Origin of the sequence: Rhodovulum euryhalinum, from assembly GCF_004342445.1 — a bacterium.
Lineage (GTDB): Bacteria > Pseudomonadota > Alphaproteobacteria > Rhodobacterales > Rhodobacteraceae > Rhodovulum > Rhodovulum euryhalinum.
This window is the reverse complement of record NZ_SLWW01000001.1, coordinates 86712-110484: the sequence shown is the minus strand read 5'-3', so window position 1 is coordinate 110484 and position 23773 is coordinate 86712. Positions and strand designations below refer to the sequence as shown.

Below are 23773 nucleotides of genomic sequence, written 5' to 3'. Positions count from 1 at the left end.
TGCGCGCGTTTATCCGCCCTGCCGCGGCGCAGCGCAAGCCCCAGGGGCAAGGACCGGGTCGCGGGCGGCGAGCAGCGGCCGGGTCAGGTCGGACAGCGCGGCCAACTGGCGACCGTCGGCGCTGAAATTCGCCGGGTCGAGCCAGCGCGCGTAGGCGGCGCGCAGCGTCGGCCAGTCCGAATCGATCGCGGCGAACCAGGCGGTGTCGCGGTTGCGTCCCTTGACCACGCCGGCCTGGCGGAACAGGCCTTCGTAGCTGAAGCCCAGGCGTTCGGCCGCCCGCCGCGAGGCAAGGTTCAGCGCGTTGCATTTCCACTCGACCCGCCGGTAGCCGGCGTCGAAGGCCCGGCCGATCATCAGCGTCACGGCCTCGGTCGCGGCGGCCGTCCGTTGCAGCGCGGGCGCAAGGCAGACATGGCCGATCTCGATCGAGCCTGCCTCGGGCGCGATCCGCAGGTAGGACAGCACGCCCGCCACCCGGCCCGTCGCGGTGCTGCGGACCGCAAAGAACAGCGGGTCCGCGCCCGGGGCCTTGTCCTCGATCCAGCCGCGATAGGCCGCCTCGGAGGGAAACGGGCCATAGGGCAGGTAGGTCCAGATCGCCGGATCGGGGGCGAAGGCGGCATGGAGGTCGGCGGCGTGGCGGGACGCATCGAGCGGTTCCAGGAGGGCGTAGCGGCCGTCCATCGGCGCGCGTGGCGGGCGGGGCGGCGGCGTCCAGTCCGGCAGGGCGGCGCCGAGGGGCAGATCATCAGTCATGGGGCGGCCTCCGTCCGTCCGGCAAGGGCCTGGAAAGCGCCCCGGTTCCGCGCCAACAGCGTCGAATTCCTGCCCGATTCGCTTGGCACCCCTGAGCGGAACGCAGATGAGGAAATGACGCCATGCCGACCGAAACCTTGAAAAGCCTGTTCGACCGCACGCTGTTCTGGGGCGGGGTCTCGTCCTTCGCGGTTTCGGTCATCGGCACCCTTCTGACGGTCTGATTCCCCGCCCCCGCCGCGCCCGGGCGGATCACTCCTCTTCGGGGATCACTCTCAGCCGCAATTCGCGCAGTTGCTCGTTCGTGGGCAGCGTGGGCGCGCCCATCATCAGGTCCTCGGCGCGCTGGTTCATCGGGAACATGATGACCTCGCGGATGTTCGCCTCGTCGGCCAGCAGCATCACGATCCGGTCGATCCCCGCAGCACAGCCGCCGTGCGGCGGCGGGCCGAAGCGGAAGGCGTTGACAAGGCTGGGGAAGCGGGCGCGCACCTCGTCCTCGGCATAGCCGGCCAGCGCGAACGCCTTGAACATCACGTCGAGGCGATGGTTGCGGATCGCGCCCGAGATCAGTTCATAGCCGTTGCAGGCCAGGTCGTACTGATAGCCCAGCACCTCCAGCGGGTCGCCCTCCAGCGCCGCCATGCCGCCCTGCGGCATCGAGAAGGGGTTGTGGCTGAAGTCGATGGCGCCGGTTTCCGGGTCCTTCTCGTACATCGGGAAATCGACGATCCAGCAGAAGGCAAAGCGGTCCTTCTCGGTCAGGCCCAGTTCCTCGCCGATGACGTTGCGCGCGCGGCCCGCGACGGATTCGAAGGCCGCGGGCTTGCCGCCGAGGAAGAACGCGGCGTCGCCCTTGCCGAGGCCCAGTTGCTGGCGGATCGCCTCGGTGCGGTCCTCGCCGATGTTCTTGGCGAGCGGCCCCGCTGCCTCCATCCTCGAAGGCCCAAAGTCTCGAACTATCTTCTCTCTAACTTTTTCTTTTCCGATTGGATCTTCAGCATGGAACTCTGCCATAAGCTCGTCTAGCCGGTTCCACTGTTCAGGACTCGTCTGAATAAGACCGCGCTCAACAAGTTCCTTGTCTGTGAGTTTCCCATTCATCCAGAGCCGAATCTTGCTCCAAATCTGATCTCCGTGGAACGGCCCTGGGACGTCGCGCCAGAAGATATACCCCATCCCCGGCAGCCCTTCCTTCTGGGCAAAGGCGTTCATCCGGTCGCAGAACTTGCGCGAGCCGCCGCCGGGCGCGGGGATCGCGCGGATCTCGGTGCCGTCCTGCTCCAGCAGCTTGGCGAAGATGGCGAAGCCCGAGCCGCGGAAATGCTCGGACACGTCCTGCATCTTGATCGGGTTGCGCAGGTCGGGCTTGTCGGTGCCATACCATTTCGCGGCGTCGGCATAGGAGATCTGGGGCCAGTGCTGGTCGACCTTGTGGCCGCGGCCGAATTCCTCGAACACGCCCGCGATCACCGGCTGGATCGTGTCGAACACGTCCTGTTGCGACACGAAGCTCATCTCCATGTCGAGCTGGTAGAAATCGGTGGGGCTGCGGTCGGCGCGGGGGTCTTCGTCGCGGAAGCAGGGCGCGATCTGGAAATAGCGGTCGAAGCCCGAGACCATGATCAGCTGCTTGAAGATTTGCGGCGCCTGCGGCAGCGCGTAGAAGCGTCCCGGATGCAGCCGCGAGGGCACCAGGAAGTCGCGCGCGCCCTCGGGGCTGGAGGCGGTGATGATCGGCGTCTGGTATTCGCGGAACCCCTTGTCCCACATCCGCCGCCGGATGCTGGCCACCACGTCGGACCGCAGCTTCATGTTCTCCTGCATCCCCTCGCGGCGCAGGTCGAGGTAGCGATAGCGCAGCCGCGTTTCCTCGGGGTAGTCCTGATCGCCGAAGACCATCAGCGGCAGTTCCTCGGCGCTTCCCAGCACCTCGACGTCGCGGATGAAGACCTCGATCTCGCCGGTGGGCAGCTTGGGGTTGATCAGGCTTTCCTCGCGGGCCTTCACCTCGCCGTCGATGCGGATGCACCACTCGCTGCGCACCTTTTCCACCGCGGCAAAGGCCGGGCTGTCGCTGTCGGCCAGCACCTGGGTCACGCCGTAATGGTCGCGCAGGTCGATGAACAGGACGCCGCCGTGGTCGCGCACGCGATGCACCCAGCCCGAGAGGCGCACATTCTCGCCCACGTTCGCTTTGGTCAGCTCGGCGCAGGTATGGCTGCGGAAGGGATGCATGGGGCGGGTCCTCAAGGATAACGGCAGGTCCGCGCCGATACACCCCCGATGGCGGGGGAAGTCAAGGGGCGCCCCGGCCTGCCGGGGCGCCCGAGGCTAGCCGCGGGTGATTTCGAAGCGGCAGACCGAGGCGCCGCTTGCGGTGCATTTCGTCTCGCGCGTGCGCAGGCGCGGGTCCACCAGCGTCTGGAACAGCCGGTCGAACACCGCCTCGTGCCAGCCGCAGATCGGGTGCGGCGCATGTTCGCCCCGGATCAGCGGGTTGTCGGTCAGTTCGAACACCAGCGGCCGGGTCGAGACGATGCGGAACTGGCCCGAGCCCGCGAAGGTCCAGCTGTGCTTGGCGATGGCCTTGGCCAGCATCGGCGCGGACAGTGCGGCGGGTAGCACCTTCAGCACCTTCTGGGCCGCGGCCGGGATGCGATGGGCAAGGATATAGTCCCCGGTCCGCGCGCCCGCCTCCCGCAGGAGGTCGGGCGCGCGGCCGGGCAGGCGGCGGCGCAGGGCGCGATGCATGGCGGCGGCCGGTCCCTCGTCCATAAGGCCGGTGTCCGACGGGGGTTCCGACAGGCCCGCCGCCTCTAGCATCTCGTCGCGAAGCGCCCCGCCGCCCGCCGTCTCCAGCACAGGGAGCAACTGGAGGACGGCATTCGGTCCGATCCGGCCCGAATGGCCGGACAGGGTATCCTTCATCTTGCGTCTTCCAGTTGCTGGTCGCCGCCACCGCAGACCTTGACCTCTGCGGCATTGCCCTCGGCGGGCATCTTGAACGAGTTGTCAGCCGATTGCCGCCTGGCGCGCGCCTGTGCAGCGCGGTCGGCGGCGGATTCCCAATCCGCGATCTGGGCCTGGGCGGGCTGGCGGGTCATGTCGAACTCGAACTTGACCTTGTCCTTGGACTGCGGCCCCCAGTAGTTGTTTTTGCCGAGATCGTAGAAGGTCCGCCCGACGCCTGCCTTGAGGAACGCCTTGAGGCAGCCCAGCAGATACCGGCGGCGGAACCCGGTGCCGCGCCACGGATAGTGGAACAGCGCCTTGCGCATGTAGAACCGGCGATAGTTGTTCATCACCCGGTCCAGCAGTTCCGCACGGTCCATCGCCTCGGGCTTCATGATCGGGTTCACGAAGTTGTAGCGCGAGTAGTCGAACACCTCGACCTTGTTGTGCAGTTCCTGGAACAGCGGCGTGAACGGCCAGGGCGTATACATCGCCCAGTTCGCCAGGTCGGGCTGCCAGTCCCAGGCCATCTGGAAGGTCTCTTCCAGCGTCTCGGGGGTCTCGTTGTCGAGCCCCACGATGAACTGCGCCTCGGTCAGGATGTCGGCATCGCGCAGCAACTGGATTGCGCGCTTGTTGTCCTCGACGCGGGTTTCCTTGTTGAACTGGTCAAGCTTCAACTGCGCCGCGGCCTCGGTGCCGAGGCTGATATGGACGAGACCGGCCTTGCGGTAGAAGGGCAGCAGTTCCTCGTCGCGCAGGATGTCGGTGACGCGGGTGTTGATGCCCCACTTGACCTTGTCGGGCAGGCCGCGGTCGATCAGTTCCTGACAGAAGGCGATGAACTTCTTGCGGTTGATCGTGGGTTCCTCGTCCGCAAGGATGAAGAAGCCGACGCCGTGCTTGTTCACCAGCTCCTCAATCTCGTCGACGACGAGTTTCGGGTCGCGGATGCGGTAGTCGCGCCAGAACTTCCACTGCGAGCAGAACGAGCAGGTGAACGGGCAGCCGCGCGCCATGTTGGGGATCGCGACCTTGCAGTTCAGCGGGATGTAGATGTACTTTTCCCACTCAAGGATGTCCCAGTCGGGCTTGATCGCGTCGAGATCCTTGATGGTGGGCGCGGCGGCGGTCGCCACGATCTCGTCACCGTCGAGGAAGGCCAGGCCCTTGATGTCACGGCGGCTTTCCGGCCATTTGCCATCGCGGATCGCGTTCATCAGTTCGACGACGATTTCCTCGCCCTCGCCGCGGACGATCACGTCGACCCACGGCGCCTCGGACAGCACCTGCTTGAACATGAAGGTGGCGTGGATGCCGCCCAGAACACGCACCGCGTTCGGCACCTCTTCCTGTGCGATCTGCAACAACCGTTCGGCGGCATAGATCGACGGCGTGATCGAGGTCGACGCCACCACGTCGGGCTTCAGCCGCCGGAACTCGGCGCGGACAGCGTCCTCGCTGAGGTTGTTGGTCATCGCGTCGACGAATATGATGTCGTCATATCCCGCGGTTCGCAGCGAACCGGTCAGGTAGGCCACCCAGGCTGGCGGCCAGTTGCCCGCGATCTCGGCGCCACCGGACCTGTAGTTGGGATGGACAAAGACAATGCGCATGGATCGACTCCCCGTGTTTCGCGGGACAACATGACACATCCGCTGTCAACTCTAATTGACACAAGTCAAATCAGTGTCAGGTTTGCGCATTTGCCAAGTTGAGCATCTCAGGTATCTGTAAGTAAACAATATTCCTGAAGCTGCGGTGATCGTGGCCCAGCCCGTCACCCTGTTCGGGGCCACCGTAATGGGGAGATTCGGCCGAGCCGCGTGATCCCGGGCGAAGGCGATTCCGGGGGCAGGGCCATGGTCCCGGCACGCCTTTGCGCAGTTGCCGGCAACGGTGTGCAGGCGAAGGGAGTGCGGCGAAGAGTATCCTGATGTCTGCGGCGGGCGGGGCGGTGACGCGGATCTGCAGAGATTCGACCTTCGGCCGCCGCCGGCAAGTATCCGGATTTCGGCGCTTAAGGGCTTGGTAATGCACCTCGTGTGAACTGCGCCGGGATCGTGCATATGCTCCGGGGCAGATCCGGTATGGCGCATGTTTGTATTGGTGTGTTCGGGCGCGACGCCAGCCCGACGGGCAATAAGGGCCGGGTCTTGTCAGCGAAGCGTTCGTACTTTCTGGGCTTCCTGATGCTCGGCCTGTGGGCCGCGGTCGCCCTGCGGCGCGTCTGGGGTGATTGGGGCGAGGATCTGGCCGCGCTCTACATGGCCGGTCACATGATCCGCATCGGAAAGCCCGAGCTGGTTTACCTTGTTTCCGCCGAAAACTTCGTCAATTCGGTTCCCGAGGCCTGGCTGCCGGAAATGGCGCGGCTCGGGGTCGGTGGGCTGACGGCCTTTCCCTATATCTACCCGCCGCTATGGGCCGTGCTGGTGGCGCCGCTGACCGGCTGGCTCGGTCCGCGGGGGTTCAACGATCTCTTCGCGGTGGCGCAGGTTTCGCTGATGGTTCTCGGCGTCTGGCTCGCCTGGCGGCTGGCCGGTCGTGCCGCGCGCATCCCCTTCTGGGCCTGGGCCGGATTCTCGGGGCTGCTGCTCCAGACGGGCTTTGTTCCGGCCTTTGCGCTGGAGTTGATGCAGCCGCAGATCGCCGTGACCATCCTCTGCATTCTCTCCGTAGAGCGGCTCGCCCATGGCCGCAACGTGGCCGCCGGCGTGGCGTTGGCTGTCGCGGCCGCGATCAAGCTGACGCCTGCGGTGCTGGTGGTGATCTTCCTTCTCGAACGGCGCTGGCATGCGCTTGCGGCCTTCCTGCTGTCCGCCGCCGCGTTGCTGGCCGTCGGCCTGGCGGTCGCGGGGGGCGACCTGCACGCGGCATTCCTCGAGAATACCTCGCGCATCCGTGGCGTGATGGTGCTCACCTGCCCGAACTTCTCGATTTCCTCGACGCTGTACGCTCTCTGGTATCAGTTGGGTCTGGTCGCGCCTCTCTCCGGCGAGATCAAGAACACCGTGATCCATGGTCCGCCGGTGTCGATCACGCTGCTGTCGAAGGTGTTGCTGGCTGCGGTGCTGCTGGTGGCCTGGCATGCTGGCCGCAGACTGTCCGAGGCGTGGCGCCTGCCCTATATGTTGTTCCAGCTCACGCTTTTCGCCGGGCTCTTCGGGCCGTTCAGCTGGGGGCACTACTTCCTGGTGCAGGTCCTCCTCGCGCCGGTGCTTCTGGCTCTTGCGGGGCGCGCCGTGCGGTTTGGCGCGGGCTTTGCCGTTGTGCTCGGCGGCAGTGTTCTGACCGTCGTACGAATGAACATGTGGCCAGACCCCGGGTTCACCTGTGCCTCGGCCGCGGCGCTGACGCTTTTTGCTGTCGGGCTGGCGGTGAGTGTCGTGGCGGGGCGGGCGGCACGAGGACACTGGCCCGCGCCCGGGCCCTTGCGTCCGAACGAGGCTTCTCTATAACCCCCAACAATTTGCCAATCCGGGGGACGGGCGCATGCCGAAGAGAACCGATATCAAGTCCATCATGATCATCGGCGCGGGCCCCATCGTGATCGGGCAGGCCTGCGAGTTCGACTATTCCGGCGCCCAGGCCTGCAAGGCGCTGCGGGAAGAGGGCTACCGGGTGATCCTGGTCAACTCCAACCCCGCCACGATCATGACCGACCCGGGATTGGCCGACGCCACCTATATCGAGCCGATCACCCCCGAGGTGGTGGCCAAGATCATCGAGAAGGAACGCCCCGACGCGCTGCTGCCCACGATGGGCGGGCAGACCGGGCTGAACACCTCGCTGAAGCTGGCCGACATGGGCGTGCTGCACAAGTACGGGGTGGAACTGATCGGCGCGAACCGTGCCGCCATCGAGATGGCCGAGGACCGCAAGCTGTTCCGCGAGGCAATGGACCGGATCGGGCTGGAAAATCCCAAGGCCACCATCGCCAACACCATGGACGAATGCATGGCCGCGCTGGACCATGTCGGCCTGCCCGCGATCATCCGCCCGGCCTTCACCCTGGGTGGCACCGGCGGCGGGGTGGCCTACAACCGCGAGGAGTTCGTGCATTACTGCAAGACCGGTCTCGATGCCTCGCCGGTCAAGCAAATCCTGATCGACGAAAGCTTGCTGGGCTGGAAGGAATTCGAGATGGAGGTGGTCCGCGACCGCGCGGACAACGCCATCATCGTCTGCGCCATCGAGAACGTCGACCCGATGGGCGTGCACACGGGCGACTCCATCACCGTGGCGCCTGCGCTGACACTGACCGACAAGGAATACCAGATCATGCGCAACGGCTCTATCGCCGTGCTGCGCGAGATCGGTGTGGAAACCGGCGGGTCGAACGTGCAATGGGCGATCAACCCCGAGGACGGCCGGATGGTGGTGATCGAGATGAACCCGCGGGTGTCGCGGTCGTCTGCGCTGGCGTCCAAGGCCACCGGGTTCCCCATCGCCAAGATCGCGGCGAAGCTCGCCGTGGGCTACACGCTGGACGAACTGGACAACGACATCACCAAGGTGACGCCGGCCAGCTTCGAGCCGACCATCGACTATGTCGTGACCAAGATCCCGCGCTTTGCCTTCGAGAAATTCCCCGGCGCCAAGGCGGAACTGACCACGGCGATGAAGTCGGTGGGCGAGGCGATGGCGATCGGCCGCACCATCCATGAATCGCTGCAAAAGGCGCTGGCCTCGCTGGAAACCGGGCTGACCGGCTTCGACGAGATCGAGATCGAGGGCGCGCCAGACCGCGCCGTGATCATCGCCGCCCTGTCCAAGGCCACACCGGACCGGCTGCGGTTGATCGCGCAGGCGATGCGGCACGGGCTGTCGGATGACGACATCCAGGCGGTCACCAGCTTCGATCCCTGGTTCATCGCCCGCATCCGCGAGATCGTCGAGACCGAGGACCGGATCCGCCGTGACGGGCTGCCCGTGACCGAGCAGGGCCTGCGGCAGCTCAAGATGATGGGCTTTACCGATGCGCGGCTTGCGGCGCTGACCGGCCGGGACGAAGCGCAGGTGCGCCGCGCGCGCCAGAACCTGGGCGTCACCGCCGTGTTCAAGCGGATCGACACCTGCGCCGCCGAGTTCGAGGCGCAGACGCCCTACATGTATTCCACCTATGAAACTCCGGTGATGGGCGAGGTCGAATGTGAAGCCCGCCCCTCCACCCGGAAAAAGGTCGTGATCCTGGGCGGCGGCCCCAACCGGATCGGACAGGGGATCGAGTTCGACTATTGCTGCTGCCATGCCTGTTTCGCGCTGACCGATGCGGGCTACGAGACCATCATGGTCAACTGCAACCCCGAGACCGTCTCCACTGACTACGACACCTCGGACCGGCTGTATTTCGAGCCGCTGACCTTCGAGCATGTCATGGAAATCCTGCGCGTCGAGCAGGAACGCGGCACGCTGCATGGCGTGATCGTGCAGTTCGGCGGGCAGACTCCGTTGAAACTGGCCGATGCGCTGCAATCCGAGGGCATCCCGATCCTCGGCACCACGCCCGACGCCATCGACCTGGCCGAAGATCGCGAACGGTTCCAGGCGCTGGTCACCCGGCTGGGGCTGAAACAGCCGCACAACGCTATCGCCGCCTCGGCCGAGGCTGCCATGCGCGCCGCCGAGGATATCGGCTATCCGTTGGTGATCCGCCCCTCTTACGTTCTGGGCGGCCGCGCGATGGAGATCGTGCGCGATACCGCGCATCTGGAACGCTATATCAAGGAGGCGGTGGTGGTCTCCGGCAAGTCGCCGGTGCTTCTGGACAGCTATCTCTCGGGGGCGACCGAGGTGGACGTCGATGCGATCTGCGACGGGACCGATGTGCACGTCGCCGGCATCATGCAGCATATCGAGGAGGCAGGCGTCCATTCCGGCGACAGCGCCTGTTCGCTGCCGCCCTATTCGCTGTCGGCCGAGATCGTCGGGGAACTGAAACGGCAGACCCGGGCGCTCGCGCTTGAACTGGGTGTCGTGGGTCTGATGAACGTGCAGTTCGCGGTCAAGGATGGCGAGATCTACCTGATCGAGGTGAACCCGCGTGCGTCGCGCACCGTGCCCTTCGTGGCCAAGGCGGTCAACTCGCCTATCGCGTCGATCGCCGCCCGCATCATGGCGGGCGAGAAGCTGGCCGATTTCGACCTCGTCGATCCGCAGATCGAGGGGTTCGCGGTCAAGGAGGCGGTGCTGCCCTTTGCCCGCTTCCCCGGCGTCGACACGCTTCTCGGCCCCGAAATGCGCTCGACCGGCGAGGTGATGGGGTATGACCGCAGCTTCCCCCGCGCCTTCCTCAAGGCGCAGATGGGGGCGGGCACGCATCTGCCGCACGAAGGTACGGTGTTCCTGTCGATCAAGGATTCGGACAAGACGCCCGACCTGATCGAGACCGCGCGCATCCTGACCGATCTGGGCTTTTCCATCCTCGCCACGCGCGGCACGGCAAAATTCCTGGCCGGGCACGGGATCGAGGCGCAGATCGTCAACAAGGGCTACGAGGGCGGGCGCACCATCGTCGACGTGATGAAGGACGGGCTGGTGCATCTGGTGATGAACACCACCGAGGGCGCGCAGGCGGTCGAGGACAGCCGCTCGATGCGCACCGTCGCGCTGATGGACCGCATCCCCTATTACACCACGGCGGCGGGCAGCCATGCCGCGGCGCTGGCCATGAAGTCGCGCGAGGAAGGCGAGATCGAGGTGGCAAGCCTTCAGGAATAGCGCCGCCGCCCGCGGGGCGGTCAGGCGTGGAACCGCCGCAGGATCAGCGGCGTCAGGTACATCGGCACCTGATAGCAGCCGATGAATACCAGCAGCGGCGTGGTGATCTCGGGCGGCAGCGCCACGAGAAACAGCGCGATGTTGCGGTTCCCCGCGGCGATCGACAGGCCGATCCTCTGGTCGTCGAACCGGGTGCGTTTCAGCAGCAGCGCGGCCGCGACCTGCGCGCCCAGATTGGCGGTGCAGGCCAGCGCCAGCCAGCCCGCGAACTCCGCTGGCCGCGCCACCAGCGTCGGCCCCGCCTCGGACATCAGGCCGATCACCACGATGGACATGGCCAGTGCCGACAGCCCGTCGAGCGCGGCGATGGTCGGGGGCTGGGGGGCCTTCAGCGCCAGATGGCGCAGCGCAAAGGCCGCGCTCGCCGCCAACAGGATCACCATCAGCAGCCGCCCCGCCGCGGCAAGGACGGCCCCGGCACCGCCAAGCCCCTCGGCCACCAGAAAGACCGGCAGAACGGTCAGGGGCAGAAGCACGGTCGCCACGATCAGAAGCCGCAGCGCGGGCGCCGGGTCGCCACCGGTCAGCACCGCCAGATTGGGCGCCCCCGAGATCGGCGAGGCGGCGGTCATCAGGACCAGCGCCGTCGCCACCGCCGTCCCCCCGAGCCCCGCCGCCCAGAACGCACCTGCCAGCGCCAGCGGCAGCGCCAGTTGATAGACCAGGACCAGCCCGACAACCGCGGGCAGTTCGCGCACCGCGCCCAGCGCCTGCCGCGGCCCGATCCGCAGCGCGGCCACGAACATCAGCCCCGCCACCAGTTCCGGCAGCCAGGGCCGCATCGCCTGGGCAAGCGCGGGCAGCAAGAGCCCGGTCAACAGCCCCGCTACCAGCAACAGCCGCCCGTGCCGCGCGGCCAACCCGAGAACGCACACCGCCGGTTTCACAAAAGGCCCCTCAGGATCAGCACCAGGGCGGCAAGTCCGCTGACCGCCAGAAGCGCCGCCCGGTACCGCGCATCGAACCGGCCCCTCAGGCGGCCCGAAACTAGGACGCCCGCGACCATGCCCGGCGCCATGATCGCGGCGAGGACAAGGTCCTCGGCCCCCGCCCATCCCGCGGCCCAGAGCCCACCCAGCGACATCGCCGTGCCCAGCGCGAAGAAGGCCGACAGCGTGGGGCGCGCCTGCGCCCCCGGCCGGTTCTGGTAGACGATCGCCATGGGCGGCGCGCCGACCGAGGTGATGGTGCCCATCAGTCCCGACAGCGCCGCCATGCCCACAAGGCGCCTCCGGGTCAACCGCATCCCGAGCCCCAGCGCCGACAGCGCCACGGCCAGCCCGATCATCGCCCCGAAGACCAGCGCGAAGGTATCAGGGTCGGCCAGCCGCGCCAGCAGCAGGCTGGCTACGGCGACGCCCGCGACCCGGCCCCACAGGCCGGTCCAGACCTCGGCCCAGTCGATGCCCGCGCGCTCGCGCAGCGCCGCCGCCGATGCCGTGGCAAGCCCGACGATCAGCGTGGGCACCGGCACCAGGGCAGGGTCCAGCAACGCCAGCAAGGGTGCTGCCACCAGTCCGAAGCCGAGGCCAAGCCCCACCTGCACGATGCTGGCCGCGAAGACGATCACCAGCAGCGCCACCAGCAGCAGCGGCGAGGACACCAGGTGAAGCACGGCGTCGTCCATCGCGGCCTCAGCCGCCCGGGCGCTGGCGGATGTTCTCGGGCAGCCAGGTGGCAAGCTCGGGGAAGGCGATCAGCACGAAGACCATCACCACCATGATCAGGAACATCGGGATCGCGGCCCGGGCGATGAAGGTCATCTCGTGCCGGGTCATGCCCTGCAGCACGAACAGGTTGAACCCGATCGGCGGCGTGATCTGCGCCATCTCCACCACGACGACGATGAAGATCCCGAACCAGATGATGTCGATGCCCGCCTGCCGGATCATCGGCTCGACCACCGCCATGGTCAGCACCACAGACGAGATCCCGTCGAGAAAGCAGCCCAGCACGATGTAGAAGACCAGAAGCGCCATCAGCAGTTCGAAGCGCGTCAGTTCGAACCCCGCGATCAGGTCCGCCAGCCCCCGCGGCAGCCCGGTGAAGCCCATCGACAGCGACAGGAAGGATGCGCCCGCGAGGATCAGCATGATCATCGCGGTCGTGCGCACCGCGCCCATCAGGCTTTCGCCGAAGGTGGCCCGCGTCAGCGAGCCCTGCGCCGCCGCCAGCACCAGCGCGCCGATCACCCCGAAGGCCGCGGCCTCGGTCGCGGTGGCATAGCCCAGATACATCGAGCCGATCACCACCAGGATCAGGCTGATGACCGGGATCAGGAAGCGCGAGTTCCGCAGCTTGTCGGCCAGGCGCATCGGCGGCTCGGGCGTCGGGTCGAAATCCTTCGACAGCGTCGCGGCGATGGCGACATAGGCCATGAACATCCCCGCCAGCACCAGCCCCGGCAGCACGCCCGCCATGAACAGCTTGGTGATGCTCTCGTTGATCGTGACGCCATAGACGATCAGCGTCAGCGAGGGCGGGATCATCAGCCCCAGCGTGGCGGCGCCCGCCAGCGTGCCGATCACCATCGTCTCGGGGTAGTTGCGGCGCCTCAGTTCCGGGATCGACATCTTGCCGACCGTGGTCAGCGTCGCCGCGGACGAGCCCGACACGGCGGCGAAGACGGTGCAGCCGACGATGTTGGTATGCACGAGGCCGCCGGGCAGCCGCGCCATCCAGGGGCTGAGGCCCTTGAACATGTCCTCGGACAACCGGGTGCGGTAGAGGATCTCGCCCATCCAGATGAAGAGCGGCAGCGCGGTCAGCGTCCAGGACGAGGACGAGGACCAGATCTTGGTGATCATCGCGTCGCCCGCGGGGCGCGAGGTGAAAAGCTCCATCCCCACGTAGGCCACGCCCATCAGCGCAAGGCCCACCCAGACGCCCGAGCCCAGCAGCAGGAACAGCACGAAGAGGAAGATCGCGATCGGGGCGAGCTGTTCCATCGGCTATTCCCCGCGGCTCTGGTCGACGAGGTCGCGGCGGATGCCGTGGTCGCCGGTCACGATCAGCCGGATCAGGTGATCCCAGAAGCAGACCGCCAGCAGCACCGCGCCCGCCGCCATCGACAGTTGCGGGATCCAGACCGGCGTCTTGTCGAGGCCCTGGCTGATCTCGTTCAGCTTCCACGACCAGTAGGTGCCCTTGATCGCGTAGCGGGCGAAGAAGGTGGCGGTGACCGCGCCGATGCCAAAGCACCACAGCTCGCCCCACCAGCGAAAGCGGCCCAGCGCGGACAGCATCAGCGACACCCGGATATGCGCGCCGTGGTTCAGCGCGTAGGCCAGCGCAAAGAACGAGGCGCCCGCCATGCAGTAGCCCGCGTAGTCGGTGGCGCCGGGGAAGACCTGTCCGGTCCAGCGCGCCAGCATCTGCAGCACGATGATGCCGAGGATCGCCAGCATGAAACCTGCCGCGATCACGCCGCCCGCAAGATAGACACCATCGAGGATGCGCCTGAGCGCGCGCGCCGCCGCCATCGCCTGCCCCCCGCCCAAGGCGCAGGGCGGGCCGGAGATCGCCCCCGGCCCGCCCCTTCGCCTACATGCTGCTCTTGTATTGCTCGACGATGGCGCGGCCCGCGTCGCCGGCCTGGTCCAGCCATTCCTGCGTCATCGTCTCGCCGATGGCCTTCAGCCCCTCGACTAGCGCATCGGGGGCACGGCCGACGGTCATGCCGCCTTCCTTCAGCCCGTCCAGCGTGAACTGGGTATAATCCATGGACCGCTGCAGCCCCTCGGCCGCGGCCTTGGCGGCGCAATCGGTCATCACGGCCTTCGTCGCGTCGTCGAGCCCGTTCCAGGCGTCCATGTTCGCGAAGACCGCGTTGCGGGGCAGCCAGGCGTCCACCTCGTAGAAGTGGCTGAGATGCTCCCACACCTTGCGGTCATAGCCGGTGGCCCCCGACGACACGAAGCTTTCGGCCACGCCCGTGGCCAGCGCCTGGCTGAGTTCGGCGGCCTCGACCTGCACCGGGATCATGCCGGTCAGTTCGGCCATCCGCGCGGTGGCGGCGGAATAGGAGCGGAACTTGACGCCCTTCAGGTCCTCGACCGTTTCCACCGCCTTGTTCATGTAGAGGCCCTGCGGCGGCCACGGCACGGAATAGAGGTAATGCAGGTTGTCCTCGGCCAGCGCCTCGGACACCGCCGGTTCGGCGATCGACCACAGTTTCTCGTGTTCGTCGAAAGACGAGACAAGGAACGGGATCGAGTCGACGCCGTAAAGCGGGTTCTCGTTCTGGTGCGCCGAGAGCAGACGCTCGCCGATATTGGCCTGGCCGGTCTGCACCGCGCGCTTGATCTCGTTGCCGCCGAAGAGCGAGCCCGAGGGGTGCGTGACGACTTCCAGCGCGCCGCCGGTGCCCTCGGTCACGCACTGGGCGAAGCCGGCGGCGACCTCGGAATGGAAGTTGGTCGCCGCATAGGCCAGGGGCATGTCCCATTTCTCGGCCGAGGCGGCGGTGGCGAGGGTGGCAAGCGCGGTGGCCGCCAGAAGCGTTGCGGGGGTCTTCATCCGTCTCTCCCTGTGGTGTGGTTCTTGTTGACGATCATTGAAACCGCGTCGGGCCCGGCGGCGCAAGGTCAATGTTCGGGCGGCCCTCCGCCCCGCGGCCGCGCCCTGCCCGTCCCGCGCGGGGCGCTTGCACGGACGCGCCGCCCGTGCCACCGAGGCGTGAGGGGCACCGGAGGCAGGGGGATGGAACTGAACGGCATGACCGCACCGATCGGCATCCTGATGCTGGAGTCGCGCTTTCCCCGCATTCCGGGCGACATGGGCCATCCGGCGACCTGGCCCTTCCCGGTGCTGGTCCGCGTGGTCCCCGGCGCCTCGCCCCGGCGGGTCGTGTGCGAGGGCGGGGGCGACACGCTGGACGCCTTCGTCGCGGCGGCGCGGGAGCTGGTCGCCGAGGGTGCGGTCGGGATCACCACGACCTGCGGGTTCCTGTCGCTCTACCAGGACGCGCTGGCCACCGCCGTCGGCGTGCCGGTCGCGACCTCGTCGCTGATGCAGGTGGAGCTGGTCAACCGGGTCCTGCCGCAGGGGCGCCGCGCCGGGATCCTGACGATATCGGCCGCGAGCCTGACCCCGGCCCACCTGGCGGCGGCCCGCGTGCCCAAGGGCACGCCCATCGGCACCACCGAGGCCGGGGGCGAGTTCAGCCGCGTGATCCTCAACGACCTGCCCGAGATGGACGTGGACCTGGCCCGCGCCGACACCGTGAACGCCGCCCGCGCGCTGGCCGCCGCCCACCCCGACCTCGGCGCCATCGTCCTGGAATGCACGAACATGACGCCCCATGCCGCCGACATCCGCGCGGCCACGGGGCTGCCGGTCTACTCGATCTACGACTTCGTCTGCTGGTTCCGGGCGGGACTTTGCCCGACCCGCCACCCCGCCCCGTGACACCGCTTCCTGCGCGTTAGACGGGCAGCCCGCAGGCGATCTGCCCGACGAACAAGCAATCTTCCCTTCGGCCCGCGGCCATGCCACTCTCGCGGCGTTCCAAATTCCGGGCGAATGGTTTCCTATCGGGGCCGACGATCACGGAGACACCAGGGGGAAAACGACCATGTCTGCCAACAGAACCCATCCCTTCGACATCACGCGCCGCGGGCTCCTGCTGGGCTCGGCGGGCGCGGCCGCCGCCGCGGGGCTGGGCCTTGCGCCGGGGCGGCTGTTCGCGCAGGCGCCGATCAGCGTCGCAGGCATCTACACCGTGCCGGTCGAGCAGCAATGGGTCAGCCGCATCCACGTCGCCGCCGAGGCCGCCAAGGCGGCCGGGCAGGTCACCTACACCTTCTCCGAGAACACCTCGAACACCGATTACCCCCGCGTGATGCGCGAATATGCCGAAAGCGGCGTCAAGCTGATCGTGGGCGAGATCTTCGGGGTGGAACAGGAGGCGCGCGAGGTGGTGCTCGACTATCCCGGGACCGCGTTCCTCTTGGGCTCGTCGTTCCTGCCGGACCCGGCCTATCCGAACCTCGCGGTGTTCGACAACTACATCCAGGATGCCAGCTACCTGTCGGGCATCATCGCGGGCGCGATGACGCAGACCGGCAATATCGGCATGGTCGGAGGCTTTCCGATCCCCGAGGTCAACCGCCTGATGCATGCCTTCATGGCGGGGGTGCGCGAGACGCGGCCCGACGCCATCTTCCAAGTCAGCTTTATCGGGTCGTGGTTCGATCCGCCCAAGGCCAAGGAAACCGCCTTTGCCATGATCGAGAACGGCGCCGACCTGCTGTATGCGGAACGGTTCGGCGTGTCGGACGCGGCGCAGGAACGGGGCGTGCTGGCGATCGGCAACGTGATCGACACGCAGTCGGACTATCCCGACACGGTGGTCGCCTCGGCGATCTGGCATTTCGAACCGACGCTTCAGGCGGCGCTGGCCCGGGTCGCCGATGGCAGCTTCAAGGCCGACAATTACGGCCTGTATTCCTTCATGAAGGAAGGCGGCTGTTCGCTGGCCCCCTTGGGCACCTTCGAAGGCAAGGTCCCGCAAGCGGCGCTGGACATGGTGGCGGAGAAGGAGGCCGCGATCAAGGCGGGTGCGTTCACCGTCGAGATCAACGACGAAGAACCCAAATCCTCCTGATGGGGGCGCGCGAGGTCGTCCTGCGCCTTGAGGGGATCACCAAGAGGTTCGGGAAGCTTACCGCCAACGATGATGTCGGCTTCGCCCTGCACAGGGGCGAAGTCCTTGCCCTGCTTGGGGAAAACGGCGCGGGCAAGACGACGCTGATGAACATCCTGTTCGGCCATTACACGGCCGATGCGGGCACGGTCGAGGTGTTCGGGCAGGCCCTGCCGCCCGGGGCGCCCGGCGCGGCGCTGGCCGCGGGCGTGGGCATGGTGCACCAGCATTTCACGCTGGCGGGCAACATGACGGTGCTGGAGAACATCCTTTTGGGCACGCGGCCCCTGTTGGCCCCTGGCCTGGGGCGGGCGGCGGCGCGGGCGCGGGTGGAACAGCTGTCCCGCGATTTCGGGCTGGCGGTCCACCCGGATGCCAAGGTCAAGACGCTGTCGGTGGGCGAACGCCAGCGGGTGGAGATCCTCAAGGCACTGTATCGCGACGCGCGCATCCTGATCCTGGACGAACCCACCGCGGTGCTGACGCCGCAGGAAAGCGACGCGCTGTTCGAGACGCTGAAAAAGGCGGTGGCGCAGGGGCTGTCGATCATCTTCATCTCGCACAAGCTGCACGAGGTGACGGCGGTCAGCGACCGGGTGATCGTGCTGCGCCACGGGCGCGTCGTGGGCGAGGTCGCGACGGACCAGACCGACCGCCACCGGATCGCCGAGATGATGGTCGGCGCCGAGGTCGCCCTGCCCCACCCCGCGCTGGGCACGCCCGGCGCGGCGCTGATGGAGCTGCGTGACGTCTCCACCCCGCCCGAGGGCAACCGGACGGGCCTGCGCCGCGTGACCCTGTCGCTGAAGGCCGGGCAGATCACCGGGCTGGCGGGGGTGTCGGGCAACGGGCAGGGGGCGCTGGCCGACCTGGTGTCGGGGCTGATCGCGCCGGACAGCGGGGAATTGCGCGTGGCGGGCCAAACCGTCGCCGGATGGTCCCCCCGGGCGGCACTGGCCGCAGGTGTCGGCCGCATCCCCGAGGACCGGCATGCCACCGGGTCGATCGCCGATTTCACCCTGACCGAGAACGCGGTGCTGGAAGGCTATGCCCGCCCGCCCTTCAGCCGCGCGGGCTGGATGGACTGGACCCGCGCGCGCGCCCATGCCGAGGGAATCATTGAAAAATACGACGTGCGCTGCCCGGGGCCCGAGGCGCGCATTCGCCTGCTGTCGGGGGGCAACATGCAGAAACTGATCCTGGGCCGCGCGCTGGAGGCGGGGCCGAAGATCATCCTGGCCAACCAGCCGGTGCGCGGCCTGGATATCGGCGCGCTGACCTATGTGCAGGAGTGCCTGATCGCGGCGCGGGACGCGGGCGCGGCGGTGTTGCTGATCTCGGAAGACCTGGATGAAATCCGCGCGCTGTCGGACGTGATCCACGTGATGAGCGAGGGCCGCCTGTCGCCGGAATTCCCGCGCGGCAGCAAGACGCCCGCGGAACTGGGGCAGTGGATGGCCGGACAGGGGTTTTCCGATGCGGCTTGAACCCGTTGCCGCCCCGGGGCTGGCCCGGACGCTGGGCCTGCCGGCGCTGGCCATCGCGGCGACGGTGGTCGTGGCCTCGGCGCTGGCGATGCTGGCAGGCGCCAACCCCTTCGCCACGCTGGGGCTGATCGTCAAGGGCGCGGCGGGGTCGAAATTCGCGGCCCTGGAAACGCTGAACCGCGCGACGCCGCTGATCTTTACCGGGCTGGCGGTGGCCGTCGCCTTTCGCGCCAAGCTGTGGAACATTGGCGCCGAGGCGCAGCTTTACGCGGGTGCCTTGATGACCGTGCTGATCGGCACGCAGATGGGCCTGCCCGGGCCGGTCGCGATTCCGGCGATGGCGATTGCCGCGGTGCTGGCCGGCGCGCTGGTGCTGCTGGGGCCGGTGCTGTTGAAGGTGCGGCTGGGCGTCGACGAGGTGGTCACCACGCTTTTGTTCAACTTCATCATGCTGCTGTTCATCTCGATGCTGCTGGAAGGCCCGCTGAAGGACCCGATGGGCATGGGCTGGCCGAAATCCGAGGCGATCCCGCGGGACGCCCGCCTGCCCCGCATCGTCGACGGGCTGCGCCTGCATTGGGGCTTTGGCCTGGCGCTGATCTCGGCGGTGGTGGTCTGGGTGATCCAGGTGAAAACGACGCTGGGCTATGAAATCCGCGCGGTCGGGCAGAACCCGCAGGCCGCGCGGTTCGCGAGTATCCCGGTGGGGCGTGTCATGGTCAAGACGGCGCTTCTGTCGGGGGGGCTGGCGGCACTTGCGGGCTTTTCCGAGGTGGCGGGGCTGAAGGGCAACCTGACGCTCGATCTGTCGCCCGGCTTTGGCTACACGGGCATCGTGGTGGCGATGCTGGCGCTGTTGCACCCCCTGGGCGTCGTCGTCTCGGCGCTGTTCGTTGCGGGCATCTTCGTGGGCGCCGATTCCATGAGCCGCGCCGCCGAGGTGCCCACCTATATCGCCGATATCTCGGTCGCCACGGCGCTGTTGTTCATGGTGCTGGCGATCCTGCTGACCCGGTTCCGCGTGGTGAGGGGCTGATGGAGATTTTCGATATCCTCGTCTCGGCCAGCTTCTGGGCCGCGGTGCTGCGCATCGCCTCGCCGCTGATCTTTGCCACGATGGGCGAGTTGATCTGCGAACGGGCGGGCGTGCTGAACCTTGGCATCGAGGGGATCATGGTGTTCGGCGCCTTCGCGGGCTGGATGGCGGTTTACGCGGGGCTGGGGCTTTGGCCCGGCGTGCTGGTGGCCTTTGCCTCGGGCGCGCTGTTCGGGCTGGCGCATGCCACGCTGACGGTGCCCTTCGGGTTGTCGCAGCATGTGGTGGGGCTGGGGGTGACGCTTCTGGCGACGTCTTCGGCCTATTACGCCTATCGGCTGGCGCTGCCCGAGGTCACCAGCCCGCCGCGGATCGAGCCGTTTCAGCCGCTGGATATCCCCGTCCTGTCGGATATCCCCTTCCTCGGCGAGGCGATCTTCTCCCAGACCGCGCTGACCTACCTGGCCTTTGCCACCGTCCTGATCGTGGCGCTGGTGCTGTACCGGACGCCGCTGGGCCTTGCGCTGCGGGCGGCGGGCGAGAACCCCTCGGCGGTCGAGGCGCAGGGGCTTTCGGTCACCGCGATCCGCATGGGGGCGGTAATGGTGGGGTCGGGCCTGATGGCGGTGGGCGGGGCGTTCCTGACCATGTCGGCGTTTTCGTCCTTTTTCTTCGAGATGGTGAACGGGCGCGGCTGGATCTGCATCGCGCTGGTCGTCTTCGGCGCGTGGATGCCGGGCAAGGCGCTGCTCGGCGCGCTCTTGTTCGCCGCGTTCGACGCCTTGCAGATCCGCATGCAGCAGACGCCGCTCGGCGCCGAGATCCCCTACCAGGTGTTCCTGATGGTGCCCTACGTGCTGTCGATCCTGGCGCTGGTGCTGATGTCGCGCCGGGCTGAGGTGCCGGCCGCGCTGATGGTGCCCTACAATCGCGGAGAACGCTGAATGGCCGAGTTCGACCTGATCGTGACGGGCGGCACCCTTCCGGACGGGCGGGTGGCCGATATCGGCATCCGCGGCGACCGGATCGCGGCGGTGGGCGACCTCGGCGGGTCCACCGCGGGCCGCGTGATCGACGCCACGGGCGACCTCGTCAGCCCGCCCTTCGTCGATCCGCATTTCCACCTCGACGCGACGCTCAGCTACGGCACGCCGCGGATCAACGCTTCCGGAACCCTGCTGGAAGGCATCGCGCTGTGGGGCGAGTTGAAGGCCCAGACCACGGTCGACGAGATGGTCGACCGCGCGCTGGCCTATTGCGACTGGGCGGTGAGCATGGGGCTTCTGGCAATCCGCAGCCATGTCGATACCTGCGACGACACGCTGAAGGGGGTCGAGGCGCTGTTGCACGTCCGCGAGCGGGTGAAACCCTATCTCGACCTGCAATTGGTGGCCTTCCCGCAGGACGGATTCTTCCGCGACCCGACCGCGCGGGCGAACACGCTGCGCGCGCTGGACATGGGCGTGGACGTGGTCGGCGGCATCCCGCATTTCGAACGCACGATGGAGGATGGCCGCGCGTCCGTCCGGGCGCTCTGCGAGATCGCGGCCGACCGCGGCCTGCTGGTCGACATGCATTGCGACGAGACCGACGATCCGCTGTCGCGCCATGTCGAGACGCTGGCCTATGAAACCCAGCGGCTGGGCCTGCAGGGGCGCGTGGCGGGCAGCCACCTGACCTCGATGCACTCGATGGACAATTACTACGTCTCCAAGCTGTTGCCGCTGATGGCGGAGGCGGGGCTGGCGGCGATCCCGAACCCGCTGATCAACATCGTGTTGCAGGGGCGGCACGACAGCTACCCGAAGCGGCGCGGGCTGACGCGGGTCAAGGAGATGCAGGCGCACGGAATCCGGGTCGGCTGGGGGCAGGATTGCGTGCGCGACCCGTGGTATTCGCTCGGCACCGCCGACATGCTGGACGTGGCCTTCATGGGGCTGCACGTGGCGCAGATGACCTCGCCCGAGGAGATGCGGCGCTGTTTCGACATGGTGACGGTCGAGAACGCGGCGATCCTGCACCTCCCGGATTACGGGCTGCACGAGGGCGCGCTGGCCTCGCTGGTGATCCTCGACGCGGGCGACCCGGTCGAGGCGATCCGCCTGCGCCCCGACCGGCTGGCGGTGATCGCGAAGGGCCGGGTGGTCGCCGAGAAGGCGCGCAACGACAGCCACCTGTCGCTGGACGGGCGACCCGCGCGCGTGCGGCGGCGGCACCGGGCGGGCGAATAGGGGCGCCGCCTACTCCCGGTCCAGCCGGATGCGGTAGACGCCTTCGGGCAGATCGAGCGCCGCGCCCAGTTCGTGCAGCTGGGCCAGCGACAGGGTGATCTTCTGCACCCGGTCGGTGCGCGGATCCAGTTGCTCGATCGTCACGCAATCCTCGAAGGCGGTGATCGTCACGTCCTCCTGCAAGGGGCGCGGTCCCTCGTCGACGAGGGTGATCACGGTGGCGTCGAACTCGTGCTCGATGGTGAACATGGGGTCAGGCTAGCCGCCGCCGCGCCCGTTGTGAAGCGCCCGAACAACTGCGGCCGTCCGGGCAAGCGCCGGGTGGCGATTTGACACGTGTCAAGGTGGGCTCGTGCGCCTTGCGGTTTAGTGGTCCTCATCACGAGGCTACGGGAGACCGCGATGTCCGGCCAGAGCAAGTACGACGAACATACGGAACTGGTGGAGAAGATGGCGGCGGTGCTGGGTGTCGATCTGACCGAAGAGGCGATGGCCGGCAACTGGACGCCGGAGGACATGCAGGCGACCGTGTCGCGCTGCCTTGGCTGCACCGATCCGGCCCATTGCAAGGGCTGGCTTGAGGATCAGCAGGAAGACGCCGCGCATGCCCCCGGCTATTGCCGCAACAAGGATCTGCTGGAGGCGATGCGGACACGGCTTGTGTCCGCCTGACGCGCGATGGAAGACCAGGGCAGGCTTTCGAAACATTTCTGGCTGACCCAGGGGATGGCGCGGACCATAGGCGTCAACGTGAACGAGGCGCTGAGGGCCGGCAATCTGGGCCGCGGCGAATTCGCCGAATTGGTGGCGACATGCTGCCATTGCGACCGGACGGAACGCTGTATCCCCTGGCTTGCCCGGCAAGGCGCCGGGGCCGAGGGGGTGCCGGACTGGTGCCCGCTCAAGGCCCGGCTGGAGGCGCTGAAGGAACCGGCCTGACCCGCCCGGAGGGGCGGGGCAGGAGGCGCCGTCACCCCTGCGGCGCGGCGACGATCACCTTGATAAGCTCCATCTCGGCCTGCCGGTCGCCGCCCGTGAGCGAGACGATCGAACTGTCGAGATCGGCGGCTGAAAACCCCGCGCCGCGCAGCCGTTCGGCCAGACCCTCGGGGCTTTCGTTCAGTACCACCGCCAGCGCGTCGAGCGGGGCGGCCTGAATCTCCTGCAGAAGCGCGAAATCGGGGCGCCCACCGCCCTTGGCCCCGCCGAGCGGCAGGAAGGACAGCGCCAGCAGCGCCGCGAAGGCAAGCGCGGCGGCCTGGCCCACGGGGCGTTTCAGATGCGCGGTGAAGGGACGCCAGTTCACCGCGACATGCAGCCCCACGATGGCGACGAAGGCCAGTCCGACCCATTCATGTGCCAGCTTGTTCAGCCCGGAATTTGCGTGGAAGAACATCAGGATGCCGGTGACGCCCAGAAGGAGCGACGCGCCGATGGTCAGCGGTGTGGCGAATTTGCGGAGTGTGGCCTGGGTGGACATGGGAAAAACCTCGATCTGCCTTGTGAGTGTCGAGGCGTGATACGGCGCGCCCGGCCGCGCCCGTCGCGGCTGCGACATCCTGTCAGGGGCGGCGGGTTTCCCAGGCCAGCCAGTCCTCGGCCTCGCGGGTCGCGCCGACGGTTTCCCAGGTGATGACGGGCAGTTCGTAAGGGTGTTCGATCTCGATCAGCTTGACCAGTTCCGCGCGCGCGGCCTCGGTGGTCTTGAAGGTGATCTGTACCTCCTCGTCCTCCGATATGTCGTCCTGCCAGTGAAACAGGCTGAGGATGCCGGGCGTGATGTTGGCGCAGGCGGCCAGCCGCTCGGCCAACGCGGCCTGTGCCAGCGACCGGGCGGTGTCGAGGTCGGGGCAGGTGGTCGAGACGTGGATCATCG

22 protein-coding genes are annotated in these 23773 nt (G+C 67.6%); 10 read left to right on the top strand and 12 right to left on the bottom strand.

What is annotated here, in order from left to right; all coding sequences use genetic code 11:
* Positions 1–9: 9 nt before the first annotated feature.
* The 4 genes from EV655_RS00510 to bchE form a co-directional block, all read right to left on the bottom strand.
* Complete coding sequence (locus tag EV655_RS00510; protein WP_132540171.1) at positions 10–759, bottom strand: GNAT family N-acetyltransferase; 750 nt, start codon at positions 757–759, stop codon at positions 10–12.
* Positions 760–1011: 252 nt separating this feature from the next.
* On the bottom strand, positions 1012–2997 hold the full coding sequence (gene aspS, locus EV655_RS00505) for an aspartate--tRNA ligase (RefSeq protein WP_132540168.1): 1986 nt from the start codon (positions 2995–2997) through the stop codon (positions 1012–1014).
* 96 nt (positions 2998–3093) lie between these two features.
* Positions 3094–3690: a bacteriochlorophyll 4-vinyl reductase gene (bchJ, locus tag EV655_RS00500; RefSeq protein WP_132540164.1), complete on the bottom strand. Its 597-nt coding sequence runs from the start codon at positions 3688–3690 to the stop codon at positions 3094–3096.
* Complete coding sequence (gene bchE, locus EV655_RS00495) at positions 3687–5330, bottom strand: magnesium-protoporphyrin IX monomethyl ester anaerobic oxidative cyclase (RefSeq protein ID WP_132540161.1); 1644 nt, start codon at positions 5328–5330, stop codon at positions 3687–3689. Before bchE ends, bchJ begins: the two co-directional genes overlap by 4 nt.
* Positions 5331–5825: 495 nt before the next feature.
* Here bchE and EV655_RS00490 point away from each other — a divergent pair, with 495 nt between their 5' ends.
* Together EV655_RS00490 and carB are read left to right on the top strand one after the other, a co-directional pair.
* The gene (locus tag EV655_RS00490) at positions 5826–7175 is read left to right on the top strand and encodes a glycosyltransferase family 87 protein (protein WP_165905223.1); all 1350 of its coding nucleotides are present in this window, start codon (positions 5826–5828) and stop codon (positions 7173–7175) included.
* 34 nt (positions 7176–7209) lie between these two features.
* On the top strand, positions 7210–10437 hold the full coding sequence (gene carB / locus EV655_RS00485) for a carbamoyl-phosphate synthase large subunit (RefSeq protein ID WP_132540155.1): 3228 nt from the start codon (positions 7210–7212) through the stop codon (positions 10435–10437).
* Between the two features lie 20 nt (positions 10438–10457).
* Here carB and EV655_RS00480 read toward each other — a convergent pair whose 3' ends face one another.
* From EV655_RS00480 to EV655_RS00460, 5 genes are all read right to left on the bottom strand, one after another.
* The gene (locus EV655_RS00480; protein WP_243644933.1) at positions 10458–11384 is read right to left on the bottom strand and encodes a hypothetical protein; all 927 of its coding nucleotides are present in this window, start codon (positions 11382–11384) and stop codon (positions 10458–10460) included.
* On the bottom strand, positions 11381–12124 hold the full coding sequence (locus EV655_RS00475) for a sulfite exporter TauE/SafE family protein (RefSeq protein WP_132540152.1): 744 nt from the start codon (positions 12122–12124) through the stop codon (positions 11381–11383). The genes EV655_RS00480 and EV655_RS00475 overlap by 4 nt, the downstream gene beginning before the upstream one ends.
* Positions 12125–12131: 7 nt before the next feature.
* The gene (locus EV655_RS00470) at positions 12132–13445 is read right to left on the bottom strand and encodes a TRAP transporter large permease (protein WP_132540149.1); all 1314 of its coding nucleotides are present in this window, start codon (positions 13443–13445) and stop codon (positions 12132–12134) included.
* 3 nt (positions 13446–13448) lie between these two features.
* A complete protein-coding gene (locus EV655_RS00465) occupies positions 13449–13979 on the bottom strand; it encodes a TRAP transporter small permease (protein ID WP_132540146.1) in 531 nt (176 codons plus the stop codon).
* Positions 13980–14040: 61 nt separating this feature from the next.
* Entirely contained in the window at positions 14041–15015 is a 975-nt protein-coding gene (locus tag EV655_RS00460) for a TRAP transporter substrate-binding protein (protein ID WP_132540143.1), read from the bottom strand.
* Between the two features lie 183 nt (positions 15016–15198).
* On the opposite strand from EV655_RS00460, the gene EV655_RS00455 reads away from it, so the two are divergent.
* The 6 genes from EV655_RS00455 (at position 15199) to EV655_RS00430 (ending at position 21897) form a co-directional block, all read left to right on the top strand.
* Positions 15199–15906 (top strand): aspartate/glutamate racemase family protein, encoded by a 708-nt coding sequence (locus tag EV655_RS00455; protein ID WP_132541097.1) that lies wholly within the window; start codon positions 15199–15201, stop codon positions 15904–15906.
* A gap of 166 nt (positions 15907–16072) precedes the next feature.
* Complete coding sequence (locus tag EV655_RS00450) at positions 16073–17104, top strand: BMP family protein (protein WP_132540140.1); 1032 nt, start codon at positions 16073–16075, stop codon at positions 17102–17104.
* Positions 17104–18630 carry an ABC transporter ATP-binding protein gene (locus tag EV655_RS00445; protein ID WP_132540137.1) on the top strand — a complete coding sequence of 509 codons (1527 nt, stop codon included), beginning with the start codon at positions 17104–17106 and terminating at the stop codon, positions 18628–18630. The genes EV655_RS00450 and EV655_RS00445 overlap by 1 nt, the downstream gene beginning before the upstream one ends.
* The gene (locus EV655_RS00440; RefSeq protein WP_132540134.1) at positions 18620–19666 is read left to right on the top strand and encodes an ABC transporter permease; all 1047 of its coding nucleotides are present in this window, start codon (positions 18620–18622) and stop codon (positions 19664–19666) included. The genes EV655_RS00445 and EV655_RS00440 overlap by 11 nt, the downstream gene beginning before the upstream one ends.
* A complete protein-coding gene (locus tag EV655_RS00435) occupies positions 19666–20610 on the top strand; it encodes an ABC transporter permease (RefSeq protein WP_132540131.1) in 945 nt (314 codons plus the stop codon). The genes EV655_RS00440 and EV655_RS00435 overlap by 1 nt, the downstream gene beginning before the upstream one ends.
* Positions 20611–21897 (top strand): amidohydrolase family protein, encoded by a 1287-nt coding sequence (locus EV655_RS00430; RefSeq protein ID WP_132540128.1) that lies wholly within the window; start codon positions 20611–20613, stop codon positions 21895–21897.
* Between the two features lie 9 nt (positions 21898–21906).
* Here the strand turns inward: EV655_RS00430 and EV655_RS00425 are convergent, their stop codons facing one another.
* Positions 21907–22146: a hypothetical protein gene (locus EV655_RS00425; RefSeq protein WP_132540125.1), complete on the bottom strand. Its 240-nt coding sequence runs from the start codon at positions 22144–22146 to the stop codon at positions 21907–21909.
* A 153-nt stretch (positions 22147–22299) separates the two neighbouring features.
* Between EV655_RS00425 and EV655_RS00420 the strand changes: the two genes are divergently transcribed.
* Positions 22300–22569 (top strand): DUF6455 family protein, encoded by a 270-nt coding sequence (locus tag EV655_RS00420; protein WP_132540123.1) that lies wholly within the window; start codon positions 22300–22302, stop codon positions 22567–22569.
* 6 nt (positions 22570–22575) lie between these two features.
* Positions 22576–22836 carry a DUF6455 family protein gene (locus EV655_RS00415; protein WP_132540120.1) on the top strand — a complete coding sequence of 87 codons (261 nt, stop codon included), beginning with the start codon at positions 22576–22578 and terminating at the stop codon, positions 22834–22836.
* Between the two features lie 31 nt (positions 22837–22867).
* On the opposite strand, the gene EV655_RS00410 is transcribed toward EV655_RS00415, so the two are convergent.
* The gene (locus tag EV655_RS00410) at positions 22868–23377 is read right to left on the bottom strand and encodes a DUF4405 domain-containing protein (protein WP_132540117.1); all 510 of its coding nucleotides are present in this window, start codon (positions 23375–23377) and stop codon (positions 22868–22870) included.
* 82 nt (positions 23378–23459) lie between these two features.
* Positions 23460–23771, bottom strand: a complete 312-nt coding sequence (gene cutA / locus EV655_RS00405) for a divalent-cation tolerance protein CutA (RefSeq protein ID WP_132540115.1) — start codon at positions 23769–23771, stop codon at positions 23460–23462.
* Between the last annotated feature and the right edge of the window lie 2 nt (positions 23772–23773).